This is a genomic window from Cohnella baijiui, assembly GCF_020731285.1.
Classification (GTDB): Bacteria; Bacillota; Bacilli; order Paenibacillales; family Paenibacillaceae; genus Cohnella.
In genome coordinates, this window is sequence record NZ_JAJFOW010000003.1 from 169,552 (window position 1) to 191,222 (window position 21,671).

The following is a 21,671-nucleotide window of genomic DNA, read 5'->3' on the forward strand; positions in this document are numbered from 1 at the left end:
GCAACGTACAATGCTAAGCCAAAACAGCCAGATGCTAGAGCGGTTCATATCTATTGCAATTAATACTAAGTTCCAAGCTGAACCACCTACAGAAGAACAGTTCATGGATGAGGCTAAAGCACTGCGAGCCAATATGCCAGTATCCGATAAAGAATTTGAAAAAATTATTAGGAATCTTAAAGCCACTTTGCCAATTACCATGGACGTTGGCGTTTATATTGCTGAGCAGAGCGGAGACCATCAATCATGGCTGCCTGCACGACGTGCTGATCTTGATTTCTTCTATTGGAACCGCTATAGACGTTATTTGGAGGACAACAAAGGCTGGAATGTCCGTGTAACTGCTAATTTGGATATTGTATCAACTGAAATAGTAGATTTGCTGGGTGACCCTAAGAGCAACACCCCGTGGGAACGCAGAGGACTTGTATTGGGGGACGTTCAATCAGGCAAAACTGCGAACTATACAGCAATTTGCAATAAAGCGGCAGATACAGGATATAAAGTGATTATTGTACTGACAGGGACATTAGAAAGTCTCCGAAAACAGACTCAAGAGCGGTTGGATAAAGAGTTTGCTGGGAGACTGAGCAAGGATCTGCTGGGAATTAAAAAGCATGCGATCAAGAATGTATTCGACGGTGTTGGGAAAATTGATTCCAGCAAAAGAATATCTGCATTTACTACCGTTAAGTACGACTTTAATTCAACTATCCTAAACAGCAATGATCTGACTTTAAAAAATATTAGTGAGCCTGCGCTTTTCGTAGTCAAAAAGAACAAATCAGTACTTAAAAATCTTGAAAGCTGGCTAACCTCAAACAATGCAGACAATAATGGGAAAATTGATCTGCCGCTTCTATTGATTGATGATGAAGCAGATAATGCGTCGGTAAATACAAAAAAGGATGATGAGGATCCGACAGCAATTAATGCCGCTATTCGATCAATTTTAAAACGGTTTTATAAATCTTCCTATCTCGGCATAACAGCAACCCCTTTTGCAAACATATTTATAAACCCTGAAACAAATGATGAAATGGTGGGGGATGACTTGTTCCCCAGAGATTTTATATATGTGCTGTCTCCTCCTACCAATTATATTGGTGCTGATGCGATATTTGGCACAAGCTCAAACTATGACCATTGTCTGATTAAAATAGATTCAGAGGAGATTGATCATTTCTTTCCTTTCTCCCATAAGAAAGATCATCCTGTTGATGCCCTGCCTCCAAGCATGCTCGAAGCGATAGGCTTTTTCGTACTGGCAAATGCGATAAGAGATTTGCGAGGGGATACAAGCGAGCACCGCTCCATGCTCGTTAATGTGAGCCGTTTTACTGATGTTCAAGTTCATACGAAAGACCATATCAACACATGGCTGAATCAAATGCAGTCTGATTTACGAAACTATGCATCATTGAATGAAGACGAAGCATTGCGTATTCGATCCTTGTACTTTTTGAAAAAGGTTTGGAACAAACATGGCTTAAAGGAAAAAGCAGGGATTGATTGGATTGAGTTGCAGCAGAATTATCTATACAAGGCAGCAGCCCCAATTGAAGTTCGTGCGGTCAACCAGAGAACTGGAGCAGCAAGCCTAGATTACTATAACCATAAAGAACACGGGTTTCGAGTAGTAGCGGTAGGAGGCAATAGTCTCTCAAGGGGACTTACTTTGGAAGGTCTATGTGTTAGTTATTTTTATCGCAATTCTCAGATGTATGATACTCTTCTTCAAATGGGAAGATGGTTCGGTTATCGTCCAGGTTACGATGATGTCTTCAAAGTTTGGATGGCCGATGATGCTATTGACTGGTATGGGTTCATAACAGAAGCAGCTAATGAACTTAAAATCGAAATCAGTAGGATGAATAGAATGCATCAAACCCCAAGTGAATTTGGGCTGAAAGTTCGTCAAGATCCAAACTCCCTTATTGTTACGGCGCGCAACAAAATGCGGTCAGGGACGCCTGTTAGTAGGCCGATAACCGTAACAGGCAGACTGCTTGAGACGCCGCGCCTCAAATCAAATCCAGAAGTGTTGGCGACAAATGAGAGAGTATTCAGGCTTTTTGTAGCGAATTTGGACAGCTTAGGATATGAAGTGAAGGATGTTGCGCGGCGTGGTAAAATGTGGTCGGGAATCAGCAAAGATGTGGTTTCAGATTTGCTGCGGAGTTTTGACACTCACCCGTGGCACTTGTCCTTCCAAGGAAAAGCATTGGCGGAGTTTATTGATAATAGTCCTGGATTAAATGATTGGGATGTCTTTTTGCCGTTTGGATCTGTTGATGATGAATTTGAGCTCGATGGCGCTAATGGAGTCATAAAGATCAAGAGAGAAGAACGATTGATAAAAGAAGCGGATGGAATGATAAAGATCTCCGGAACGAAAGTGCGGGTAGGGTCTGGCGGCAGTACAAGAGCAGGCCTTACAGAGAAAGAGATACTGGATGCACAAAATGCTTTTAGACAAGGAAAGAATATCGACAAGAAAAGCATTCCGGATAGTGCTTATCTGGCGATTGATAGAAAACCTCTTTTAATGCTGCATGTAATTAAAAGCAAGCAAAAAGATGATGAGAAACCCAATAGTAAAATTCCAGATACACTTTTCGCTATTGGGATAGGATTGCCCGGAGACGGTGTTCTGCGAACTGCTAATTATGTCGTGAATATGGTTGAATTGCGTAACTGGGTAAACTTCGATGATGAGGAAGATGATGACGATGTTGTCTGATGAAGGTTTGATTAATAAGTGGAACCAACTGATCAAACACTCAAAAGGCTATGTCAGAATTGATGCAGATCATCCACTGGAGTGGCACATCGGCTATGAGGAGATTAATCAACGAACTTTATTGCTAGTGACAGCCAATGAGCCAACAGCCGTGGAATCATCAAAGTCTATTCTAGTTTCTTTTGCTAAAAGAGTGGACGGCAAATGGGCGCTTATCTTCAAGCTTATTCGTGAAGAACATGAAGAAGTATATATTAGACTTTGCTACGATTTAATTGAATCCTCGCGGGGCCAAATCGATACACAACAGGGTGTTGAGTATGTTCTGAACCGTTATGCTCATTGGTTTAAGCTGTTGGAACTTCAAAGAAGCGGGTTGCTCAGCGAGTCGGAAAGAAGAGGGTTGCTAGGTGAAATATTCTTTTTACAGCAATTAATTTTAAAAGGCAACTCTCCGCTTAGTGCTGTAAATAGTTGGATCGGGCCTGAAGGTGCTGATCAAGATTTTGTTGATGAAACAGGCTGGCATGAAATAAAAGCTACGGGTATTGGCTCGAAGACCGTTTCAATTTCCTCACTTGAGCAATTGGATGCGGTGTTGCCTGGAGAGCTTGTCATGTTTTTAATAGACAAGACTGCACCAAATGCAGCAAGTGCATTTACTTTAAGCAGCAAAGTCACTGAATTGCGAGAAATGGTTCAAAGCAACACTCAAGCTCTTAATTTAGTTAATCAAAAATTGTTGCAATACGGGTACATGGATATGCCTGATTATGAGAAGCAGTGGTATCGATTGGGAGGAACCTTTCGATATAGGGTAGATGAACAATTTCCGCGGCTTATTAAAAGCAATATTCGATCTCAAATAGCCGCTGTTAGTTACCAGTTAAGCATTCAGGCCATTGAGGATTGGAAAATTGATTAATAGCGGAGGATATTATGGAATTGCAAGAATTCCGAAAGGAACTTTTGGAAGATGTTCGATCTACTGCGGTAGCTTACGGAGAAGGTTCAAGCGCTGCCTATGTTGGCATTGTTGCCAATTATTTAGTGAATGCTGATGTTTTGCCCGATTTTGAACCAGCATTTTATATTGGCAATGGCTTTCGCAATCGTAAGTTGCGGGTTGACGGGTATGCGTTAGACGAATTTGATTATACAATGAGTCTAATTGTTGCTGATTATGTTGGTGACAATAAAGAAAGAACACTAACAAAGTCAGAAGCAGAGCAGATATTTGAATGGCCTATTCGATTCTTGGACGAGGTATACAACAATAGTCTTCATAAGAAAGTAGAGATTAGCAGTTCAGCAGCAGACCTTATCGATATTCTTAGAACCAATAGAGGACGAATTCGCAAATATCGTGTTTTGCTTTATACAGATGGATTTATGAGTGATCGAATTGAAAGCTTCCCTATCAGAGATTTAGAAGGGATAGCTGTTGAGTTTCAAATATGGGATGTTGAGCGGCTTTATAAAATGTTCCTCGCGGATTCTGGACGTGAGAATATTGAAATAGACTTTACGCAGTACTCAGCACAAGGGATACCCTGCCTGGACACAAGCAATTACGGCGAAAATCCTTACCGCTGTTTCTTGGGTGTAATTCCAGGTACAGTGCTGGCTGATGTATATGATCGCTATGGCGCACAGTTATTAGAAGGAAATGTACGATCTTTTTTAAGCACAAAAGTAGCTGTAAATAAGAAAATAAGGGAAACGATACTTAGCTCGCCCCGCATGTTTTTTGCGTTTAATAATGGTGTATCTGCGACAGCTGTAGATGTAACAATCGAAGACACACCCGAAGGAAAGTTTATTACTTCCGTAAAGGACTTTCAAATAATCAATGGCGGGCAGACAACGGCTTCACTGTCGAATGCTCGTTATAAGGATAAGGCCGACCTTAGTGTGATCAGTTTGCAAATGAAACTAACGGTAATTAATGCAGACTTAGACGAGACTCACAACCTTATGCAGAAAATTTCGCGATCATCAAACAGTCAAAACAAGGTTAGTGATGCCGATTTTTTTTCTACTCACCCCTTTCATATTCGTATGGAGCAGATATCAAGAAGACTCTTTGCTCCAGCTACAGGCGGTGCACAGCATGATACTCATTGGTTCTATGAACGTGCAAGAGGGCAGTATTTGCAAGCTCAAATGCGTATGACTAAAGCTGACCGCAATCGATTTTTAACCCAAAATCCTAAGCATCAGCTGATTACGAAGACCGATCTTGCGAAAGCGAGAAATTCGTGGCGTGGTTTGCCGCATACTGTTAGCAAAGGTGCGCAATCGAACTTTAGCGAATTTGCGCAATGGGTTGATGATGAATGGTCGGTATCTGATGAATCGTTTAATGAAAGATATTTTCAGGAGTCACTGGCTCTTTATATTCTGTTCAAGCATGTTGAAAAGCTGGTTACACACCAGACTTGGTATGAGCAAGGCTACCGCGCCAACATCGTTACTTACTCAATAGCGCTATTGGCGCACCTAATCAAGAATCAATACCCGCAAAACACTCTGGATCTGCAAATTATTTGGAATAGACAAGAGGTTCCGGAGGTAATTTCCAACCAACTAAGCAAGCTGGCCAAAGCAGTATTGGATTCTATTACAGATCCATCTAGGGGAATCGCCAATGTAACTCAATGGTGCAAGCGAGAAGCATGTTGGAACCGAATCAAAGAACTGGATATTTCACTGGATGCGAGTATTGAAACTGTACTTATTGATGTAGACAATGCTAAATCAGAAGCCCGAAGGGCGCGCAAAGATCAAAAGATGGTAACAGGCATTGAAGCACAAACAAAAGTGGTTAATTATGGAGCGGAATATTGGAAAAGAGTTCAATTGTTTATTGCTGAAAAGAAGATACCCTATCATACGGAAGCCGAATCATTAAAAATAGCTTGCCAAATGCCTGCGAAGCTGCCAAACTCGATACATAGCCAGAAGCTGCTTTCTTTGCTAGAAAAGGCTGTATCGGAAGGTTGGAAAGAGGATTGAAAGAGGTGTACAACATTGCATAAAGTATTGGATTTGTTTGCGGGTGCGGGTGGGATGAGCCTAGGTTTCTTGCAAACAGGGAGATTTGAAATTGCTGTAGCAGTGGAGAAGAATGAGAACGCGCAAGCAACATATATACGGAATCATGAGCAAACTACTATGTTGAATGATATTCTCGACATTACAGACTATGGTTTGTTTCAACGTGAGCATGGGGAGTTTGACGTTGTCGTAGGAGGCCCGCCATGTCAGGGTTTTTCAAACGCCAACCGTCAAAAGAATCATGTAGTTAGCCAAAATAATAGTCTTGTTAAAAAGTATGTCGAAGTCATATTGAACCTCAGACCAAAAGCGTTCGTCATGGAGAACGTTCGAATGCTTAAGTCTGACATTCACCGTTTTTACTGCACTCATACCGACGGATTTGAATTCGAGCGATTGGGCATAACTATTCGTAATGAAACCATTTGCCTTCTTAATTCTGAATGCCCAATAGCGGATATTGGTGACTATTTATTAAACCCTCAAATAATTGATGAAATTATTTTGTCAGATAAGGCTTTTTATATTTTGAGAATGCTGTTAAAGAACTCCAGTAATGAACAAGCACGTGAAAAGACATTAATGGAAAACGGAAGGAAATGCATCAAGATTATCGCGTTATTATCAGCAAAGAGCTCCCAAGTACCTGGGGATTATGTTGCCTTTGAGCGCGCCGCTTTGAATGTCTTTATACAGTTTGCAGGAGGAGAAATAACATTCGATGAAGCAGAGCCATTGATGACTGCATATATTCATGTCCAGCGAATGATGCTGCATGTAAGAGAATTATTGGACAACGGTATTATCATCGATTCTTTAAGGGTAGAGCAGAGAGGAGTGTACGTAAATGTAAGATCATATTCAGTAATCGACTATATTGGGAAGAGGCTCGGCGAATTATATAATATAAGCGATGGTATTCTTAATGCTGCTTGGTTTGGAGCCCCTCAGTTGCGGGAAAGATATATAGCAGTGGGATTAAGAAATGATCTCGGTGTTCAGCCAGAGTTGCCCGTAGCGGACTTTAAGTCGACAGAATATCGCACCGTCTTTGATGCAATAAAAGATCTTGAATCCGTCGTCCCAAGTTTTAACATAGATGATGAACCTACCTTTCTAGATGATGAATATCACACAACTGCGCTAACAGGACAACTTCGTGATTCTAATGTTTTGACCAACCATGTAACAACAGAAACTCGGGAAAAAGCTAAGAAACGATTTGAAGCCTTGCAACCTGGGCAGAACTTTCATGATCTTGATCGCAATTTAATCGAAGATACGTATACAAGACCTGAGAGAACGCAGAATTCTATATACCTGCGCCTAGAGTACGGCAAGCCTTGTGGAACTGTTACTAATGTACGCAAATCAATGTGGATACATCCAGTTATAAATAGGGCGATAAGTATTCGCGAAGCAGCTAGGTTACAATCTTTCCCCGACAGCTTTGAATTTGTAGGTACGAAAGATTCGCAATATCAGCAGGTTGGAAATGCTGTTCCCCCGATAATGGCGAGAGCTATCGCCTCAAAACTTGCTCAGCTACTGGATACATGCAATACGCTAGCTGACGAGCAAGGAGGTATTGGACATAGTGGATACGTTGACAACGGAACAGCGACGCCAAATGATGTCCAAAATCCGATCAAAGAACACAGTGCCAGAGATGACCGTCAGGAGGTATCTGCATAGCCGAGGCTTTAGGTACAGACTACATGATAAAAAACTACCAGGGAAACCTGATCTTATTTTGCCGAAATATAAAACAGCAATATTTGTGCATGGGTGTTTCTGGCATGCGCATGAGGGCTGCAAATACTATCGTGCTCCCAAATCGAATACCGATTACTGGTCCAAAAAAATCGGGAACAATATTTCTCGCGATCAACTTCACCAGCAAAAGCTCCGACAAATGGGCTGGAATGTGATTGTAGTCTGGGAATGTGAATTGAAGCTAAATTCACAGGGCAGATGTATAAATCTAGTTGATCAAATAATCAACTCTGAATAGGATGATCGTTGTCAGATTATCAACTGGGAAACACGCTTTGCGGTAGTTGACGGACAGGTAGGTGAAAGAAGCGATTGTCGCTGATGCTCTCCTGCAGGTAAGTGTTCAAGTTGGGATTCTTGTTGGATACCGCCTTCCACGCCCGGCGCCGCTTCGTCTTGATCAACAGCATGATGACGATGAAGGTCGGCAGCCCTCCGAGAATGACATGCGCTACTTTGCATTGATGCCGAACATGAAGGCGCAGATGAAGAGCAAGATTCATGATCTCGAGGATGAAAGTGATGATACCGTTGGACAGGACGTCTGACACGGAGTTGACGTTATTGACGACCTGGAATGAAAATTTTGCCTTGAGGGTGGTCAATATACTCCTAGCGATTGCTCATAGCAGATATGTAATCTTTGTCAGATGACCTCAAGAAGCATAGCGTACAAGACATCCACATCACATACAAAAGGAAAGAGTATCATTGCAAGCGACGATGCCCTTTTGAAGATGCTCTACCTGGTAACGTTGGATGTGATCCGTAAATCGCGTTCAGTTGCTCCTCCAGCTCTCCGTCTCCTAGACCGGATCAGCGAGCATTTCCCTTGACATGACCAATCTTCCTCCGGGGAGAATCCCATAAAAGAGCTTACACAAAATTATTAACAGACCCGCAGTCCCCAACATTGGGGCACATTTGAAGTGCTACTCACTAGTCGTAAGTAAAGAGTTTCCATAATGTCAATGCTCTGGAAGGCCTCTGGCCTTTTTTTATTTCGCCAAGATCCAATAATATTCCTTACTGAGAGCATGGTGAACCACATCAAAAGCAACACATAACTTTAAAATTATTCAGCTATCGTATATTATGGAAAAAAGATCCTATCCGCTAAGGATTGGAAACTTACATTGAAGAATGTGATGTGTTCTATTCTCTCTTCATGTGGGAGACACTAAAACACTTAATTTGTCGACTATCTTACTTTGGTTAAAGATGTTCAGGGTTAGCGGAAATTTTGAATGACACTAACAAGGTGGGGCACCGTAATGATCGTATATGAAGCAACAAAGCTTGAATTTATTACGGCTGTATTTATGGATAATGTGGTTGAGCATATTAGTACAAACTTCAAAGAGAAAATTGGCAAGGTAAATGAAGGAGAAGTGCGGGCTTGGGACAACTCGTTACAGTACATGTATCGGGTACTTGTCGATCCGGAAATTCCGGAGAATGCGGGAGTGGCTATTGAATTTAAAGTTCCATATACGTCGAAGCGAATCGATTTTCTCATCTCAGGCAAAAGCGATAGCTCAAATTCGGTCATGGTAATTGAACTTAAACAGTGGGATTCTATAGAGAAGGTGGACGGGAAGGAAGCTATCGTCAAAACTTTCTTAAATAAAGGAATAAGGGAAACACCGCACCCATCGTATCAAGTGTGGTCCTACTCAACTCTAATTGAAGATTACAACGAAATTGTTCAGAGCGAGAAAATAGAGCTTCATCCCTGTGCCTATCTTCATAACTATCCTATTTCACAAAATGATGACCCCATACTAGATCCTATTTATAGCTATTACATAGATCAGGCCCCCATCTTTGCAAAAGGTGATGCGGAAAAACTAAGAGACTTTATCAAGTCGCATATTAAATATGGTGACGATAAGGAAAATCTCTATCGTATTGAAAGGGGAAGAATTCGTCCCTCCAAATCGTTGCAGGATTCATTGAGCAGCATGTTAAAAGGTAATCGCGAGTTCAGAATGATTGACGAACAAAAAGTAGTATATGAAGAAGCATTGGTACTCGCCAACAAGGCTCAACGCACGGGACTGAAACAAGTGCTCATTGTAGAAGGAGGACCGGGCACGGGAAAATCAGTTCTTGCTGTTAATCTGTTGGTTCAATTAACGCAAAAGGGGCTAGTAGCACAGTATGTGACTCGCAATTCCGCCCCTAGGAACATCTATGCGGCAAAGTTGTCTGGAGATTTCCGCAAAACACGAATCGATAACCTCTTTAAAGGATCAGGCAGCTACTATGAATCTCCAGCAAATGAGTTTGACGCTCTTCTAGTGGACGAGGCTCATCGATTAAATGAAAAGTCCGGTATGTTTCAGAACTTGGGAGAGAATCAAATAAAGGAAGTCATTCAAGCATCCAAGTTTGCAGTATTCTTTATTGATGAGAGACAACGCGTTACATTAAAGGATATTGGAAGTATCGGTCTGATTGAGAAATTCGCAGTGGAGCTTGGAGCATCGGTTACGAGAACTGAGCTTACTTCACAATTCCGTTGTGATGGTTCGGATGGATATATTAGTTGGCTGGAAGATGTGCTGGGTATTCGAGATACGGCTAACTCCAATGACATGGGGATAGACTATGATTTTCGTGTGTATTCTGATCCTCATGAGATGAAGGCTAAGATTGAGGAGTTGAATACCGGGAAAAATAAATCAAGAATCGTGGCCGGATATTGTTGGGATTGGTCTAGCGCTTATCGAGATGATGCCTCTTATCATGATATATATATAAAAGAATACGGGTTTGGAATGAGCTGGAATCTCAATAACACGGCGACCTGGGCTATCGATGGCAACTCCGTCCATGAAGCGGGTTGTATCCATACATGCCAAGGTCTCGAGTTCGATTATGTAGGAGTAATTATAGGCAACGATCTTAGGTATAATGATGGGCAACTCATCACGGATTTCAAACAGAGAGCAAAAACAGATCAATCACTTAAAGGAATTTCCAAGCTAATAAAGGAAGACAAGCTGAAAGGTGAGAGATTGGCAGACGAAATCATTCGAAACACCTACCGTACCCTTATGACTCGTGGCCAGAAGGGTTGCTTCATCTATTGTACGGATAAAGGCTTGGAGGAGTATTTTAAAGAAAGACTAGCGAGACTAACTACGGCAGAATGATTGGGTTGGCGCTAGCTACAACCACACGCCTGTTTCGACATTGCTTTTTGCATTAATTTCAACCACTGTAACTTTAGATTCCGCTGGAGGACTACATGAGCGATAAGATGATATCTACATCTGCTTTAGCGAAGGAAATGGGCATTCCTGCGAAGATCCTTTTCCAGAGGTTGATGGATGAAGGATGCATTTGTCGTGCAGGCGAAGCTTGGGAACTGACGGATAAAGGTATAGAACTGGGCGGAACGAGGAAAAACCATCCCCAACATGGCTCATATATTGCTTGGAATGAGTCGATCAGGGACTTTCTATCGAACAAAAGCAGCTTAGAGAAAGTGGTGACCGCTGTAACACTCAGTAAGCACTTCAGCATATCAAAATTCAGAATCAATCCGATCTTATCGGAGCTAGGTTTGGTTCAAAAAAATCTTAAGGGTTGGACCGTAACAAAGCTTGGCGAGAGTCTCGGCGGGAAGCAGTTTGAGTATGAGCAAACAGGAATCCCATATGTCGGTTGGGATGAACGAATCCTCACTAATCAAAGGCTATTGGAAACAATCAGTGCTGTAAAAGGTATAGCGGTTCTGGACGAAGATGTAGTAGAGAAACCTATGGAGTCTCAACAGTCGGAGCTGAGCGGATTTCGAGAGAGGTTTGAGGCGAAGCATCGCGCGGCGGATGGCCATTATGTTCGCTCTCGTGCAGAGATGTTGATCGACAACTGGCTTTATATGTCGGAAATAGCACATGCTTATGAGCGGAGACTACCGGTGGAAGAAGAGGCTTACTGTGATTTTTACCTGCCTGTAGGAAAAGTGTACATAGAGTTCTGGGGCCTAGAGAACAACGAACGCTATACAGAACGCAAGAAAGAGAAGCTAAGCATCTATGCGAAGTATGGATTTAACTTGATCGAGCTAGATAATCGTGATATCGAAAATCTGGATGACCTGCTTCCAAAGAAGTTGCTGAAATTCGGTATTCAGGCATATTAGACAATACTGAGGAGTTCCCATTGCCAGAGGAGTTATAATAGAAAATATTTATACGATAAGAATGTAACCGATACGGAAGAAAAGGTACTACTTGAGCCTTATTACTATGTGCCTAATTACAAGACCCCTAGATATTATCAGCGTTATCGATTAATCGAACAGTGGATGCAATAGCAAAAGGACAAAATCGAGTATTATTGGTTTGTGCCATTGGAACGGGAAAAACCATTTGGCAGCGGCTATAGCGACATCGTTCGGTTATTACTCTATGTTGAGAGAATTGAACTATTAGTTTTTGTTTAAATGCAATCAGATATACTTACAGAATAGCGAGGAGATACAATTGCCGATCATCCATTACGCAAAACTTAATGTCAATTCACACATCTATGATGTTTATGAAAAGAAGATAAGTCTTGAAGATATTCTAAGCTCTTTATACGCTAAAGTTAGTGATACATTTGATTACGAAAAAGTTATTACTAAGACGGTAGAGATTGATGGGGAGCAACGCACTATCAATCAGGTTGAGATATACAATTTTGCAGAAATTGATAAGAATATAGATGGTCATGCTAAAAGGATAACTGGAAAACTAGTTAGAAGAATGCCTGTGAAAAGTGAAGAATTTGATCATGCCACTAGGACTGTAAAGGAAGTTGTGTATGAGAATAATTCTGTAAGTACCTTGTTTTATTTTGATTTAGAAAATGAAATTGTAACTTTTATTGAACGGCAAAAACTAGGCTATAATCAATTTCTAGAGGCTTTTAAGATGTTGATTAATAAAATGGATAATACTATAGGGTATGAAGTGTATTTCTTGAAAGATCCATTCAGTATACAAGAGAGACTCGAGTCAGCATACAAGATAAATAGGATTAAATCAGTTACTATTCCGCCTAATGTTAACGAAAGACACTTAAAAAGGCTTTACGATCTTGATCTAAAAAGAATGAAAGAAGGGAATATTGCTAAAAAAACACTAGAAATTGAAGTTAATGAAAAAAGTAATGAAGGAATAAATAAGAACTCAATCGAGGTAGCTAGAATAGTTAGTCTTAATGATGCATTTGATAAATATGCCCCAGGATATGGGAGGTTGGAAATAGATGGGGAAAACTCGGATGGAACCCCTTTTAAATACGATTCTGAAAAAGATTCAACGTATAAAACACATATTATGGATCATGACAAACGAAGCCTTTTTAAGTTTATAGAACTCAGTAAAAAGGGAGTCTCCGTTTTCCTTGCTAAAATCACAATGAAAAAATTTGAAAGCGATACAGACAAGAAATCTTCATTAGTAATAAAAGAAGAGGACCACTTAGGATATGATTAAGGAATATTCCGATAAAGAACTGTATAAAATATCATTTGAAAAAAGGACTCCATTACTTGATATTAGTACATATGAAGTCAAAGTAGCCTGTACGGTATCGTTATTCTTGTTGATAGTGGTAGCATGTATTTTACGGTATAACGGAAATCTCCAGTTGTTTATTGGAGGCATACGGGATCTAGTACTATATGCAACGTTTGGTTTGCTAGGAGTGCTTGGTTTTTTAATTAGCGGTCTAGCTATCATTGCATCTTCAGTAGGAAAGAAAATTACAAAAAATATTATTACAGTGGGTAATTTAGAGTCTTTACTTGCCGTTCTTTATAGTTTTAAATATATTGGAACTGTTATAGGTTTTCAAATAATAGGTTTTGTGATTGCTTATATATTACTGTACGTAGAGAGTGAATTTTACACATCACTTTTTTTAATTTACTTCTTCATTACCTCTTATTTATTTGTGTTTACCGTTTTTTATATAATTTCCTTATTGCGTACTTGTATTGATGTTTTTATTTTGTCATATAACTATAGTGAGTTAGTGGATAATACTAGTGATATTGAATAATTATACTTTTGAACGTACGGAATATACTTCTACAAACAAGATAAACGATAGTAAATTCAGAACATTTATCAATCTGATTGACAATATGGATTTAAGAGAAGGCTAGAAACGTTTTATGGAGTTCGCTAAAAATTGTGGAATCATTGTACTAAATTATGGAGAGTCGATATCGTCAAGGGATCAGGGGTAAGGCTGCTCTGGTCTATTTTTTTTGACTTGTTTTGGTTTGAGTAGAGATTGACTTTTCTATATGAATATCATAATATTCAATATGAATAAAAAATAAAAAATTTGTCTTTTATTTATCGAATTGAATAAAAGAGGTGATGTTCGTGGATCAAAAAACGATTATTGGAATGCGGCTAAAGGAAATTAGGGAAAAGAAAAAAATTGAGAAAGCCGAGGCGGCGGAGAAGCTTGATGTTAACTATAGCACTTATTCTAATTGGGAGGCTGGAAATCGAGAACCGTCGGCAGAAATGCTCAGCAAGTTAGCAACCTTTTATCGGGTATCTCTAGACTACTTGTATGGAAGAGATTCTGAATATGATTTGGAAAGAGATGGCGACGTTAACACAGGTCCGTTAGCGGGTGTTATTAGAGAAGTTAAAAAGGCATGGAATGAACGGGATCGAACAGTAAGGATTAAATTACCTTGGTATGAGAAGCTTCTGGAGGAAGCAGGCCATGATCCGAATAGAGTTAATTTTATATTAAATCGTTTGATATCTAACCACTATCAGCAAATCGAAAAAGATCACCAAAAAAAATTGCGACAATTGGAACAAGAAGAAGCACTGGAGGACTACTATAATTTTTTAGAGCGACTTTTAGAAGTAACTAAAAAAGGAAGTATTGAAATTGGTATAACCAATGGGCGCGTTGGGAAAGAAACAAGTCAGGATGTTTATCGTTTATTGGATTACGACATCTCCATGCAATACAAATATCTCACTCTAAAATTGGAGAGAAATGGAGAAAAGTGGCCCATTACATTTAATTCCATCAAAGATATCAAATTTTTGGATTGTAGCCACGAAGAAGATGGCAGAATGAAGACATGGATTTATATGCCTAGTGAAACATGGCGGTTTTATCTGAGCTATAAGGTTAGCGATATAAAAACTAGTTATAAAGAAAAGGATTAATTGGTGTAAAAAAGACGTAGAGAGTTGGCCGGGTAGACAGCTGTACCCGTTTTACTACGCCGACGCAGCCCGGCGACAAGGGATGCGCCGACGTGACCAGCGTCGGCAAGTCGTTCGGCCGCGTGCGGATTGACGGTGCTGTTCGAGCCGGAGCCGGGCCAGCGCGGGCCTCCGTGCCCGATCATCGACGCATGTGAGGGCTGCAAGCTGCAGTATTGGGACCATGGGGCGCAACTGCGTTGGAATCGGTAGTACGTCGCCGACAACCTGGCGGGCGACGAGGTGTAGGCGCATGATGGGCGGCACCCGTCGTCGTCCAACCGATCTGCGGATGGACGAGCCGTGGTGCTGCCGCTACAAAGCCCCGTATAGCTGCTCATGGCCAGAACTGTAGGTGACCTCTACCGGTCCCGGTGGAGGAGGCAATGCGAATGAATAGCAATTCGCCTTCGCCAATCGGAAGGAGTATGGGCAAATGATAACAGCAGTCAGTCAGCTTAGGCAAGTGATTGGCACCTAAATCCGATCACAACTCATCTACTTTTCTTCTATCTCTCCACTCTTCAATTTCACGAGGGTCAACGTCTAGAATTTCGCAAATATGTAGAGCGATGTTGACCGTCGGCGCACTTATACCATGTTCAATATTTTGATAATGCTTCAGCGAAACATTGATCGCACGGCTCACTTGCTCTTGAGTGAAGCCTTTTTTGTTTCTTGCTTCAATCAGCTTCATAGTTAGCGAAACACTCCTTACTGCATTTCTATCATCGTAGACAATTCGAGAAATTTTGGTGACAAACTATAATTGGCGAATTATAATTCGTATAATGAGGTTTGTAAGGGAGCTACTTGAAGCAGTTAGCAATCAAACAATGAAGCAAAGGGAGGCCAACCATGCACCATCTACTTCATAAGTATGAGGAGGAAAAGCGAAAGCTAAACGAGCTGGGGAGTAAATCTCTGGAGCAGGGGATCCCTTTGTTCAAGAATGAGGCAGTTCAAGCTCAGAGCCGGAAGGTAGACGAGCTGATTGTCCAATTCCATCAGAAGAAGGTCGGACGTGAGCAGCAGCTACGCTAAAAAGAATGGACACCAGGAAAGGGAGAGGTAGATGGACTTTCCGTCGTGGTTCCAGAGTGCGATTCAGCAGCGGCTGGATGCCAGGACAAGCATCATCTGAAGCGAGCGCTGGAGCATGAACGCATGTACCTGCAAGGCATGAGAGACGGCGTGCAGCTGGTCATGGCGCTCCTGGCTGATTCGTTTCCAGAAAATAAATAATGATTTCCATCACAAACAAGCCCCCAATCTCAATCGAGATCGGGGGCTTGCTTGTGTTACAATGGGAAAAGTTGGGCAGGCGCTAACTAACCACTATGTACAAATAAACCCATTTCAATTAATCTAAATATTATGTTATAAATTTTAAAAAAAGGAGGGCTTGATTTGCTGGAACTATCTATCAACGATCCGAATGAACTGGTGAAGGTAGCTCATGCCCTAGCCTCCCATACCAGGCTGAAAATTATCAAGCTGCTGCTGAATCATAATAATATCAATGTCAATGAAATCGGCGAAAAGCTCAAAATACCGGTATCTACCGCAGGCGTAAACGTGAAGGTCCTGGAAGAAGCGGGGCTTATCTTGACGGAGGTCCTGCCTGCAAGCCGCGGCGCCATGAAGGTGTGCAGAAGGAACTTCGACGACGTGAGAGTGATTTTGAACCCGATTAAAGGATACAAAAATACGGACCAAATCTACGAAATCGAAATGCCGATCGGCCATTTTGTGGACGTCGACGTCCAATCGACATGCGGAATCGCCAATACCCAAGCCATGATCATTCCCGAAGACGACCCTTCGAATTTCTTTTTTCCCGAGTGCAGAACGGCTGAGATGATATGGTTCCGACAAGGCTGGATGGAATATCGGTTCCCTCGGTCGATTCCGCATAACATTCACATCAAATCGATCGAATTCTCCCTGGAATTGTGTTCGGAAGCGCCCAACTTTAACAACGATTGGCCGTCGGACATTACGGTATGGATCAATAACGTCGAGATCGGTACCTGGACGTCGCCGGGCGACTTCGGCGATCATAGAGGCAAGAACAACCCGGAATGGTGGCATGACACCAGCACGCAGTACGGCCTATTGAAGACATTTAGGGTAGACACTCATCGCAGCACGGTGGACAACCACAAAATTTCCGACGTTACCTTGCAAGATCTGCAGCTTCATTCGTTCCCCTATATCCGCTTTAAGATCGGCGTCAAGCCGGATGCCGTTAACAAAGGCGGCGTGAATCTATTCGGCCGCGGATTCGGAGATTACGATCAGGACATTATCATGAAGCTTCATTACGAGCCGAACGAGAAGGATTGAAGGATAAACAACAAAAAGTCTGTTACTAATGGCGCAACAGCGCCATTTTTTTCGTTTATATAAAACAAAATTATTGTTTGTAACCGTTGACATTTGAAGGTTTATCCAATTATAATCGGTTTTGTACCAACAAATATGTATTGAATAGGCGTAATTGAGGTTTTGGTGTACAGGAATTTTATTTCTTTCAAGAAAAGGGGCGGTCCGGCGCTATAATCTCAAGGAATATCGGGATTATCTCAGCTTTATAACAACAATTTTATTATTAATTACCGGAAAGGGGTCAGAAGCCATGAAACCATGGAAAAAGAGCTCACTTGCTATGGCTGCACTCATTCTATTGGCCGGCGGCGTAGTCGGATGCGGAAACGGAAACAAAGACGGTGCCTCCTCCTCAGCGGCAAGCCCCACAGGCACGGCAAGCCAGACCGGCTCGGCCAGCCCAAGCGAAGCACCTCCCGAAGAGAAGGCGACCATTAAATTCGCCGGCTGGGGCGATCCGTCGGAGAAGGAAGTGTTCACGAAGCTGATCAAGAACTTCGAAGAGAAGTATCCGAACATCAAGGTCAACTATTTGCACATCCCTGCCGATTACGTGGGCAAGATGAACACGATCCTGGCCGGCGGCGACGCTCCCGACGTGTTCTACGTGCCGGACGGCGACTTCGGACGTTGGGTCAGCCAAGGCTTGCTGCAGTCGATTGACAAATACATGGAATCAAGCCAGATCGATACGGGGGACATGTGGGATTCCTCCCTGGTTCGTTACCGTTACGATGGATCCATCACGGGCAAAGGCCCGCTGTACGCATTGCCGAAGGATATCGGTCCGACGGTGCTCTACTACAACAAGGATATTTTCCAAAAGATGAACGTTCCTTTCCCAAGCGCGGATAATCCGATGACGTTCGACCAGCTGCTGGATACGGCTCAGAAGCTGACGGTAAGAAACGGCGACAAAGTCGAGCAGTACGGCATGGGCCCGATTTGGTGGGAAGGCTTCGTATTGGGGAACGGCGGCAAGTTCTTAAGCGACGATCGGAAGGAATTTTTGCTGAACGGCAAGGAAGCGACGGACGCGCTGCAATTCGCGGTCGACCTGGCTCACAAATACAAGGTCATTCCGGACAGCAGAGCGCTGCAAGCGATGAACGACGGGCAAATGTTCGAGACTGGCAAACTCGCGATGATCATCCAAGGCCGTTGGATGGTCCCAACCTACCGGAAGTTGAAGTTCGATTGGGATGTCGCTCCGCTGCCGGCGAATGGAAACTGGTCCGGATGGAGCGGCTCTGTCGGACTCGGCATCTCCAGCAAGTCGAAGCACGCGGATGCGGCCTTCAAGCTGTTGGAATATCTGAGCGGACCGGAAGGCCAGAAGGAGCAGTCCCTCATGGGCTTCGCCATTCCGAGCTTCAAGTCGATGGCGAACACGGACGTATTCCTGCAGCCGGGCCAAAAGCCGGAGCATGCGCAAGTATTCATTAAAGCGGCGGAAAGCGAAATTCCGGGACCGTGGACCAACTTGCCGAACGCCAAATGGTGGGATATGCTGGGCCAAAATTTGGGGCCGATGTGGGAAGGGAAACGTCCGGCAGCCGATCTGCTGAACGAACTGAAGCCCAAGATCGACCAAGCGATCAAGGAAGGCAATCCGGCCATATTTAAATAGTCCATACGTTGGGGGAAAAAGGAGGAGCGCGTTAGGAGCGTCGCCCTCCTTTCTTCCTCGGCATCTGGAGGAGGGTAATCTTGGGCAACAAACGGAAGATGTATTTGTGGGCGTATGCGTTCATCTCTGCTCCGATTCTGGGTTTTCTGCTGTTTGCTCTGATTCCGATCTGTTTTTCCGTGTACGTCAGCACGACCCAGTACAGCGGCTATCAGAAGCCTGTCTTTACGGGGACGGACAATTATGTCAGACTCCTCAGCCATGACCCGTTGTTCTGGAAAACGCTCACCAACACGATCTACTCCGTACTCTCCATTCCGATCGGAATGGCGTTGGCGCTGGCGATAGCCGTTGCCTTGAATCAAAAAATCGTCGGCATCCGATTCTTTCGTACCGCTTTCTTCCTGCCGACCATCAGCTCTGTCGTAGCCATGACCTTGCTGTGGAAATGGATATTCAACGGAGATTACGGATTGCTGAATTATTTGCTTGGTCTAGTCGGCATTACGGGTCCCGCATGGCTGAGCAGCGAGACTTGGGCGATGCCGGCCATGATCCTACAGGGCGTATGGGGCGGCTTAGGGTTCAACATGGTGCTGTATCTGGCTGCGCTTCAAGGGGTGCCGGGCAGTCTGTACGAAGCTGCGGAGATCGACGGGGCCGGCGGCTGGCAGCGATTCGTGAAAATTACGATTCCGTGCATCTCGCCCACCACCTTGTACATTCTGGTCACGTCGATTATCGGCGCGATGCAGGACTTTCCGCGGTTCCAAATCATGACCGAGGGCGGACCCAATTATTCGACGACCACGATCGTCTATTACCTGTTCCAGAATGCCTTCCGCTATATGGACATGGGGTACGCATCGGCGATGGCATGGGTACTTGGCATTCTGCTCATGGCGATTACGCTGCTCAATTTCTGGTTATCCCGTCGTTGGGTGCATTACGAATAGGGGGAAATGGAATGTCCGGTGCCTCGATCGGAGTGAGACAAACAGGAAGACGGGCGAACGAGCGGATACGAAAAGCGGCGGCTTATGTATTCCTGATCTGCGGATCTTTGGTGATGGCCGTGCCTTTTTTATGGATGCTCTCCACCTCCTTGAAAGAACAAGGCGCCGTTTTCGATATGCCGCCGAAGTGGATTCCCGAGCATTGGGAGTGGAGCAACTACTCGTTCGTATTAGGAGAGGCCAACCTGCTGCACGGCTTCATGAATACGATGATCATCGTCATTCCGACGACTGTGATCGGTTTGTTCACCAGCGCATTGGCGGCGTATGCTTTCGCTCGCATGGTTTTTCCCGCGCGTAACGTGCTGTTCGTCATGCTGCTCGCCACGATGATGATTCCGGGTGTCGTGACGATGATTCCCGCCTTCATCGTGTACAAATCGATCGGTTGGGTGGACAGCTGGCTGCCGTTAATGGTCCCGGGGATGTTCGGGGCCGCCGCCGCGGTATTCTTCATGAGGCAATTTTTCATGACGATCCCCTCCGAGCTGGAAGACGCCGCGATGATGGACGGACTGAATCCGTTCTGGATCTTCATCCGAATCGTGCTGCCGCTGTCGAAGCCCGCATTGGTTGCGCAAGGCATTTTCGGTTTTCTGGGGGGCTACAACGATTTTCTCGGCCCGCTCATTTATATCAACAGTCCCGAGAAATTCACCCTTCAGCTCGTGTTGGCATCGTTTCAGGGTTTCTATAATGCGCAATGGACTTACATCATGGCGGGGTCGGTACTGGCGTTGATCCCGACGGTGCTGCTGTTCTTTTTCGCGCAGCGTTACTTCGTCGAAGGCATCACTTTGACGGGAATGAAAGGATAGTCAGGAGGAGTACGAAATGAGTACGCAAACGAACAAGACATTTACCAACCCGATTATGGCAAGCGGGGCAGACCCCTGGATGTATCGGCATAGCGACGGTTGTTATTACTTCATGGTCACACGCGGCGATCGTCTGGAGTTGCATCGATCCCCTTCGATGAGCGAGGTGGCCGCAGCGCCCAAGACGACGATTTGGCTGCCGCCCGCAGAAGGACCGGGAAGCCGGGAATTGTGGGCGCCGGAAATTCACTTTGTCGGCGGCAAATGGTACATCTATTACACGGCTAGCGACGGGAGCGGGGATGCCTCGCGCCAAATTTACGTCTTGGAAAATGAAAATACCGATCCGACGACAGGCGTTTGGACGGAAAAAGGCGCGGTCAACACGGCTTTGCCGGGTCTGGACGGCACGATTCTGGCGCACGGCGGCAAGCTTTATTTCATGTATGCGGGTTATGGGCATTTCCCCGAATATGGTTCTGCGATATACGTGGCTTTGATGGAAAATCCATGGACGCTGAAGGGTCCCGAAACGCTGCTGACGAAGCCGGATTACGAATGGGAAAAACAAGGCGGGATGGCGATCAATGAAGGGCCTTGTTTCCTGGTCCGCTATGGTCGAGTGTTCATGATCTATTCGGCCAGCACGACTTGGTCGGACGACTATGCATTAGGCATGCTCACGGCGGAGGAAGGGAGCGATCTGCTGAACCCGGAATCCTGGAAGAAATCCGAGCGCCCGGTATTTGCGAAGTGCCCGGAAAATGAGGTGTATGCGCCAGGGCACAATAGCTTCACCGTATCGCCGGACGGTAGCGAGGATTGGATCGTCTATCACGCCATTCCCGAATCGGAGGGAGGAGCGGAGAAGAGGCAGCCCCGCATGCAAAAATTTGGATGGACGCCGGATGGGTTCCCTGATTTCGGAAAACCGGTGGCATCCGGCACGGCTTGCCCCGTTCCTTCCGGAGAGGAATAATGGCG

17 protein-coding genes and 1 pseudogene are annotated in these 21,671 nt (G+C 44.0%); 17 read left to right on the forward strand and 1 reads right to left on the reverse strand.

The genetic code is table 11. The features are described from left to right. Positions 1-10 precede the first annotated feature (10 nt). From LKX83_RS04365 to LKX83_RS04415, 12 genes and pseudogenes are all read left to right on the forward strand, one after another. The gene (locus LKX83_RS04365; protein ID WP_227880938.1) at positions 11-2,743 is read left to right on the forward strand and encodes a Z1 domain-containing protein; all 2,733 of its coding nucleotides are present in this window, start codon (positions 11-13) and stop codon (positions 2,741-2,743) included. After that, positions 2,733-3,668 (forward strand): PD-(D/E)XK motif protein, encoded by a 936-nt coding sequence (locus LKX83_RS04370; protein WP_227880939.1) that lies wholly within the window; start codon positions 2,733-2,735, stop codon positions 3,666-3,668. Before LKX83_RS04365 ends, LKX83_RS04370 begins: the two co-directional genes overlap by 11 nt. A 14-nt stretch (positions 3,669-3,682) precedes the next feature. Next, the gene (locus LKX83_RS04375; RefSeq protein ID WP_227880940.1) at positions 3,683-5,761 is read left to right on the forward strand and encodes an AIPR family protein; all 2,079 of its coding nucleotides are present in this window, start codon (positions 3,683-3,685) and stop codon (positions 5,759-5,761) included. Positions 5,762-5,776: 15 nt separating this feature from the next. Continuing rightward, a complete protein-coding gene (locus LKX83_RS04380) occupies positions 5,777-7,498 on the forward strand; it encodes a DNA cytosine methyltransferase (RefSeq protein ID WP_227880941.1) in 1,722 nt (573 codons plus the stop codon). Beyond that, entirely contained in the window at positions 7,437-7,817 is a 381-nt protein-coding gene (locus LKX83_RS04385; RefSeq protein ID WP_255654307.1) for a very short patch repair endonuclease, read from the forward strand. The genes LKX83_RS04380 and LKX83_RS04385 overlap by 62 nt, the downstream gene beginning before the upstream one ends. 61 nt (positions 7,818-7,878) lie before the next feature. After that, positions 7,879-8,127 carry a hypothetical protein gene (locus tag LKX83_RS04390; protein ID WP_227880943.1) on the forward strand — a complete coding sequence of 83 codons (249 nt, stop codon included), beginning with the start codon at positions 7,879-7,881 and terminating at the stop codon, positions 8,125-8,127. Between the two features lie 726 nt (positions 8,128-8,853). Next, on the forward strand, positions 8,854-10,740 hold the full coding sequence (locus LKX83_RS04395) for a DUF2075 domain-containing protein (RefSeq protein ID WP_227880944.1): 1,887 nt from the start codon (positions 8,854-8,856) through the stop codon (positions 10,738-10,740). Between the two features lie 95 nt (positions 10,741-10,835). Next, a complete protein-coding gene (locus tag LKX83_RS04400) occupies positions 10,836-11,735 on the forward strand; it encodes a glycerol kinase (RefSeq protein ID WP_227880945.1) in 900 nt (299 codons plus the stop codon). 8 nt (positions 11,736-11,743) lie between these two features. Next, positions 11,744-11,962, forward strand: a pseudogene (locus LKX83_RS34230) (DEAD/DEAH box helicase family protein); the annotation flags it as partial. 116 nt (positions 11,963-12,078) lie between these two features. Beyond that, entirely contained in the window at positions 12,079-13,077 is a 999-nt protein-coding gene (locus LKX83_RS04405; protein WP_227880946.1) for a DUF4747 family protein, read from the forward strand. Further along, positions 13,070-13,645 (forward strand): hypothetical protein, encoded by a 576-nt coding sequence (locus tag LKX83_RS04410; RefSeq protein ID WP_227880947.1) that lies wholly within the window; start codon positions 13,070-13,072, stop codon positions 13,643-13,645. Before LKX83_RS04405 ends, LKX83_RS04410 begins: the two co-directional genes overlap by 8 nt. Before the next feature lie 332 nt (positions 13,646-13,977). Then, the gene (locus LKX83_RS04415; protein WP_227880948.1) at positions 13,978-14,793 is read left to right on the forward strand and encodes a helix-turn-helix domain-containing protein; all 816 of its coding nucleotides are present in this window, start codon (positions 13,978-13,980) and stop codon (positions 14,791-14,793) included. A gap of 526 nt (positions 14,794-15,319) precedes the next feature. Here LKX83_RS04415 and LKX83_RS04420 read toward each other — a convergent pair. Further along, a complete protein-coding gene (locus LKX83_RS04420; protein ID WP_227880949.1) occupies positions 15,320-15,529 on the reverse strand; it encodes a helix-turn-helix transcriptional regulator in 210 nt (69 codons plus the stop codon). Between the two features lie 713 nt (positions 15,530-16,242). Between LKX83_RS04420 and LKX83_RS04425 the strand changes: the two genes are divergently transcribed. The 5 genes from LKX83_RS04425 to LKX83_RS04445 all read left to right on the forward strand — a co-directional run bounded on the left by LKX83_RS04425 (position 16,243) and on the right by LKX83_RS04445 (position 21,666). Next, on the forward strand, positions 16,243-17,181 hold the full coding sequence (locus tag LKX83_RS04425; RefSeq protein ID WP_227880950.1) for an ArsR/SmtB family transcription factor: 939 nt from the start codon (positions 16,243-16,245) through the stop codon (positions 17,179-17,181). A gap of 292 nt (positions 17,182-17,473) precedes the next feature. Beyond that, entirely contained in the window at positions 17,474-18,853 is a 1,380-nt protein-coding gene (locus LKX83_RS04430) for an ABC transporter substrate-binding protein (RefSeq protein ID WP_227880951.1), read from the forward strand. A gap of 80 nt (positions 18,854-18,933) precedes the next feature. Continuing rightward, positions 18,934-19,809 (forward strand): carbohydrate ABC transporter permease, encoded by an 876-nt coding sequence (locus LKX83_RS04435; RefSeq protein ID WP_227880952.1) that lies wholly within the window; start codon positions 18,934-18,936, stop codon positions 19,807-19,809. 11 nt (positions 19,810-19,820) lie between these two features. Further along, the gene (locus tag LKX83_RS04440; RefSeq protein WP_227880953.1) at positions 19,821-20,687 is read left to right on the forward strand and encodes a carbohydrate ABC transporter permease; all 867 of its coding nucleotides are present in this window, start codon (positions 19,821-19,823) and stop codon (positions 20,685-20,687) included. Positions 20,688-20,703: 16 nt separating this feature from the next. Then, entirely contained in the window at positions 20,704-21,666 is a 963-nt protein-coding gene (locus LKX83_RS04445; protein WP_227880954.1) for a glycoside hydrolase family 43 protein, read from the forward strand. The last annotated feature ends 5 nt before the right edge of the window (positions 21,667-21,671 follow it).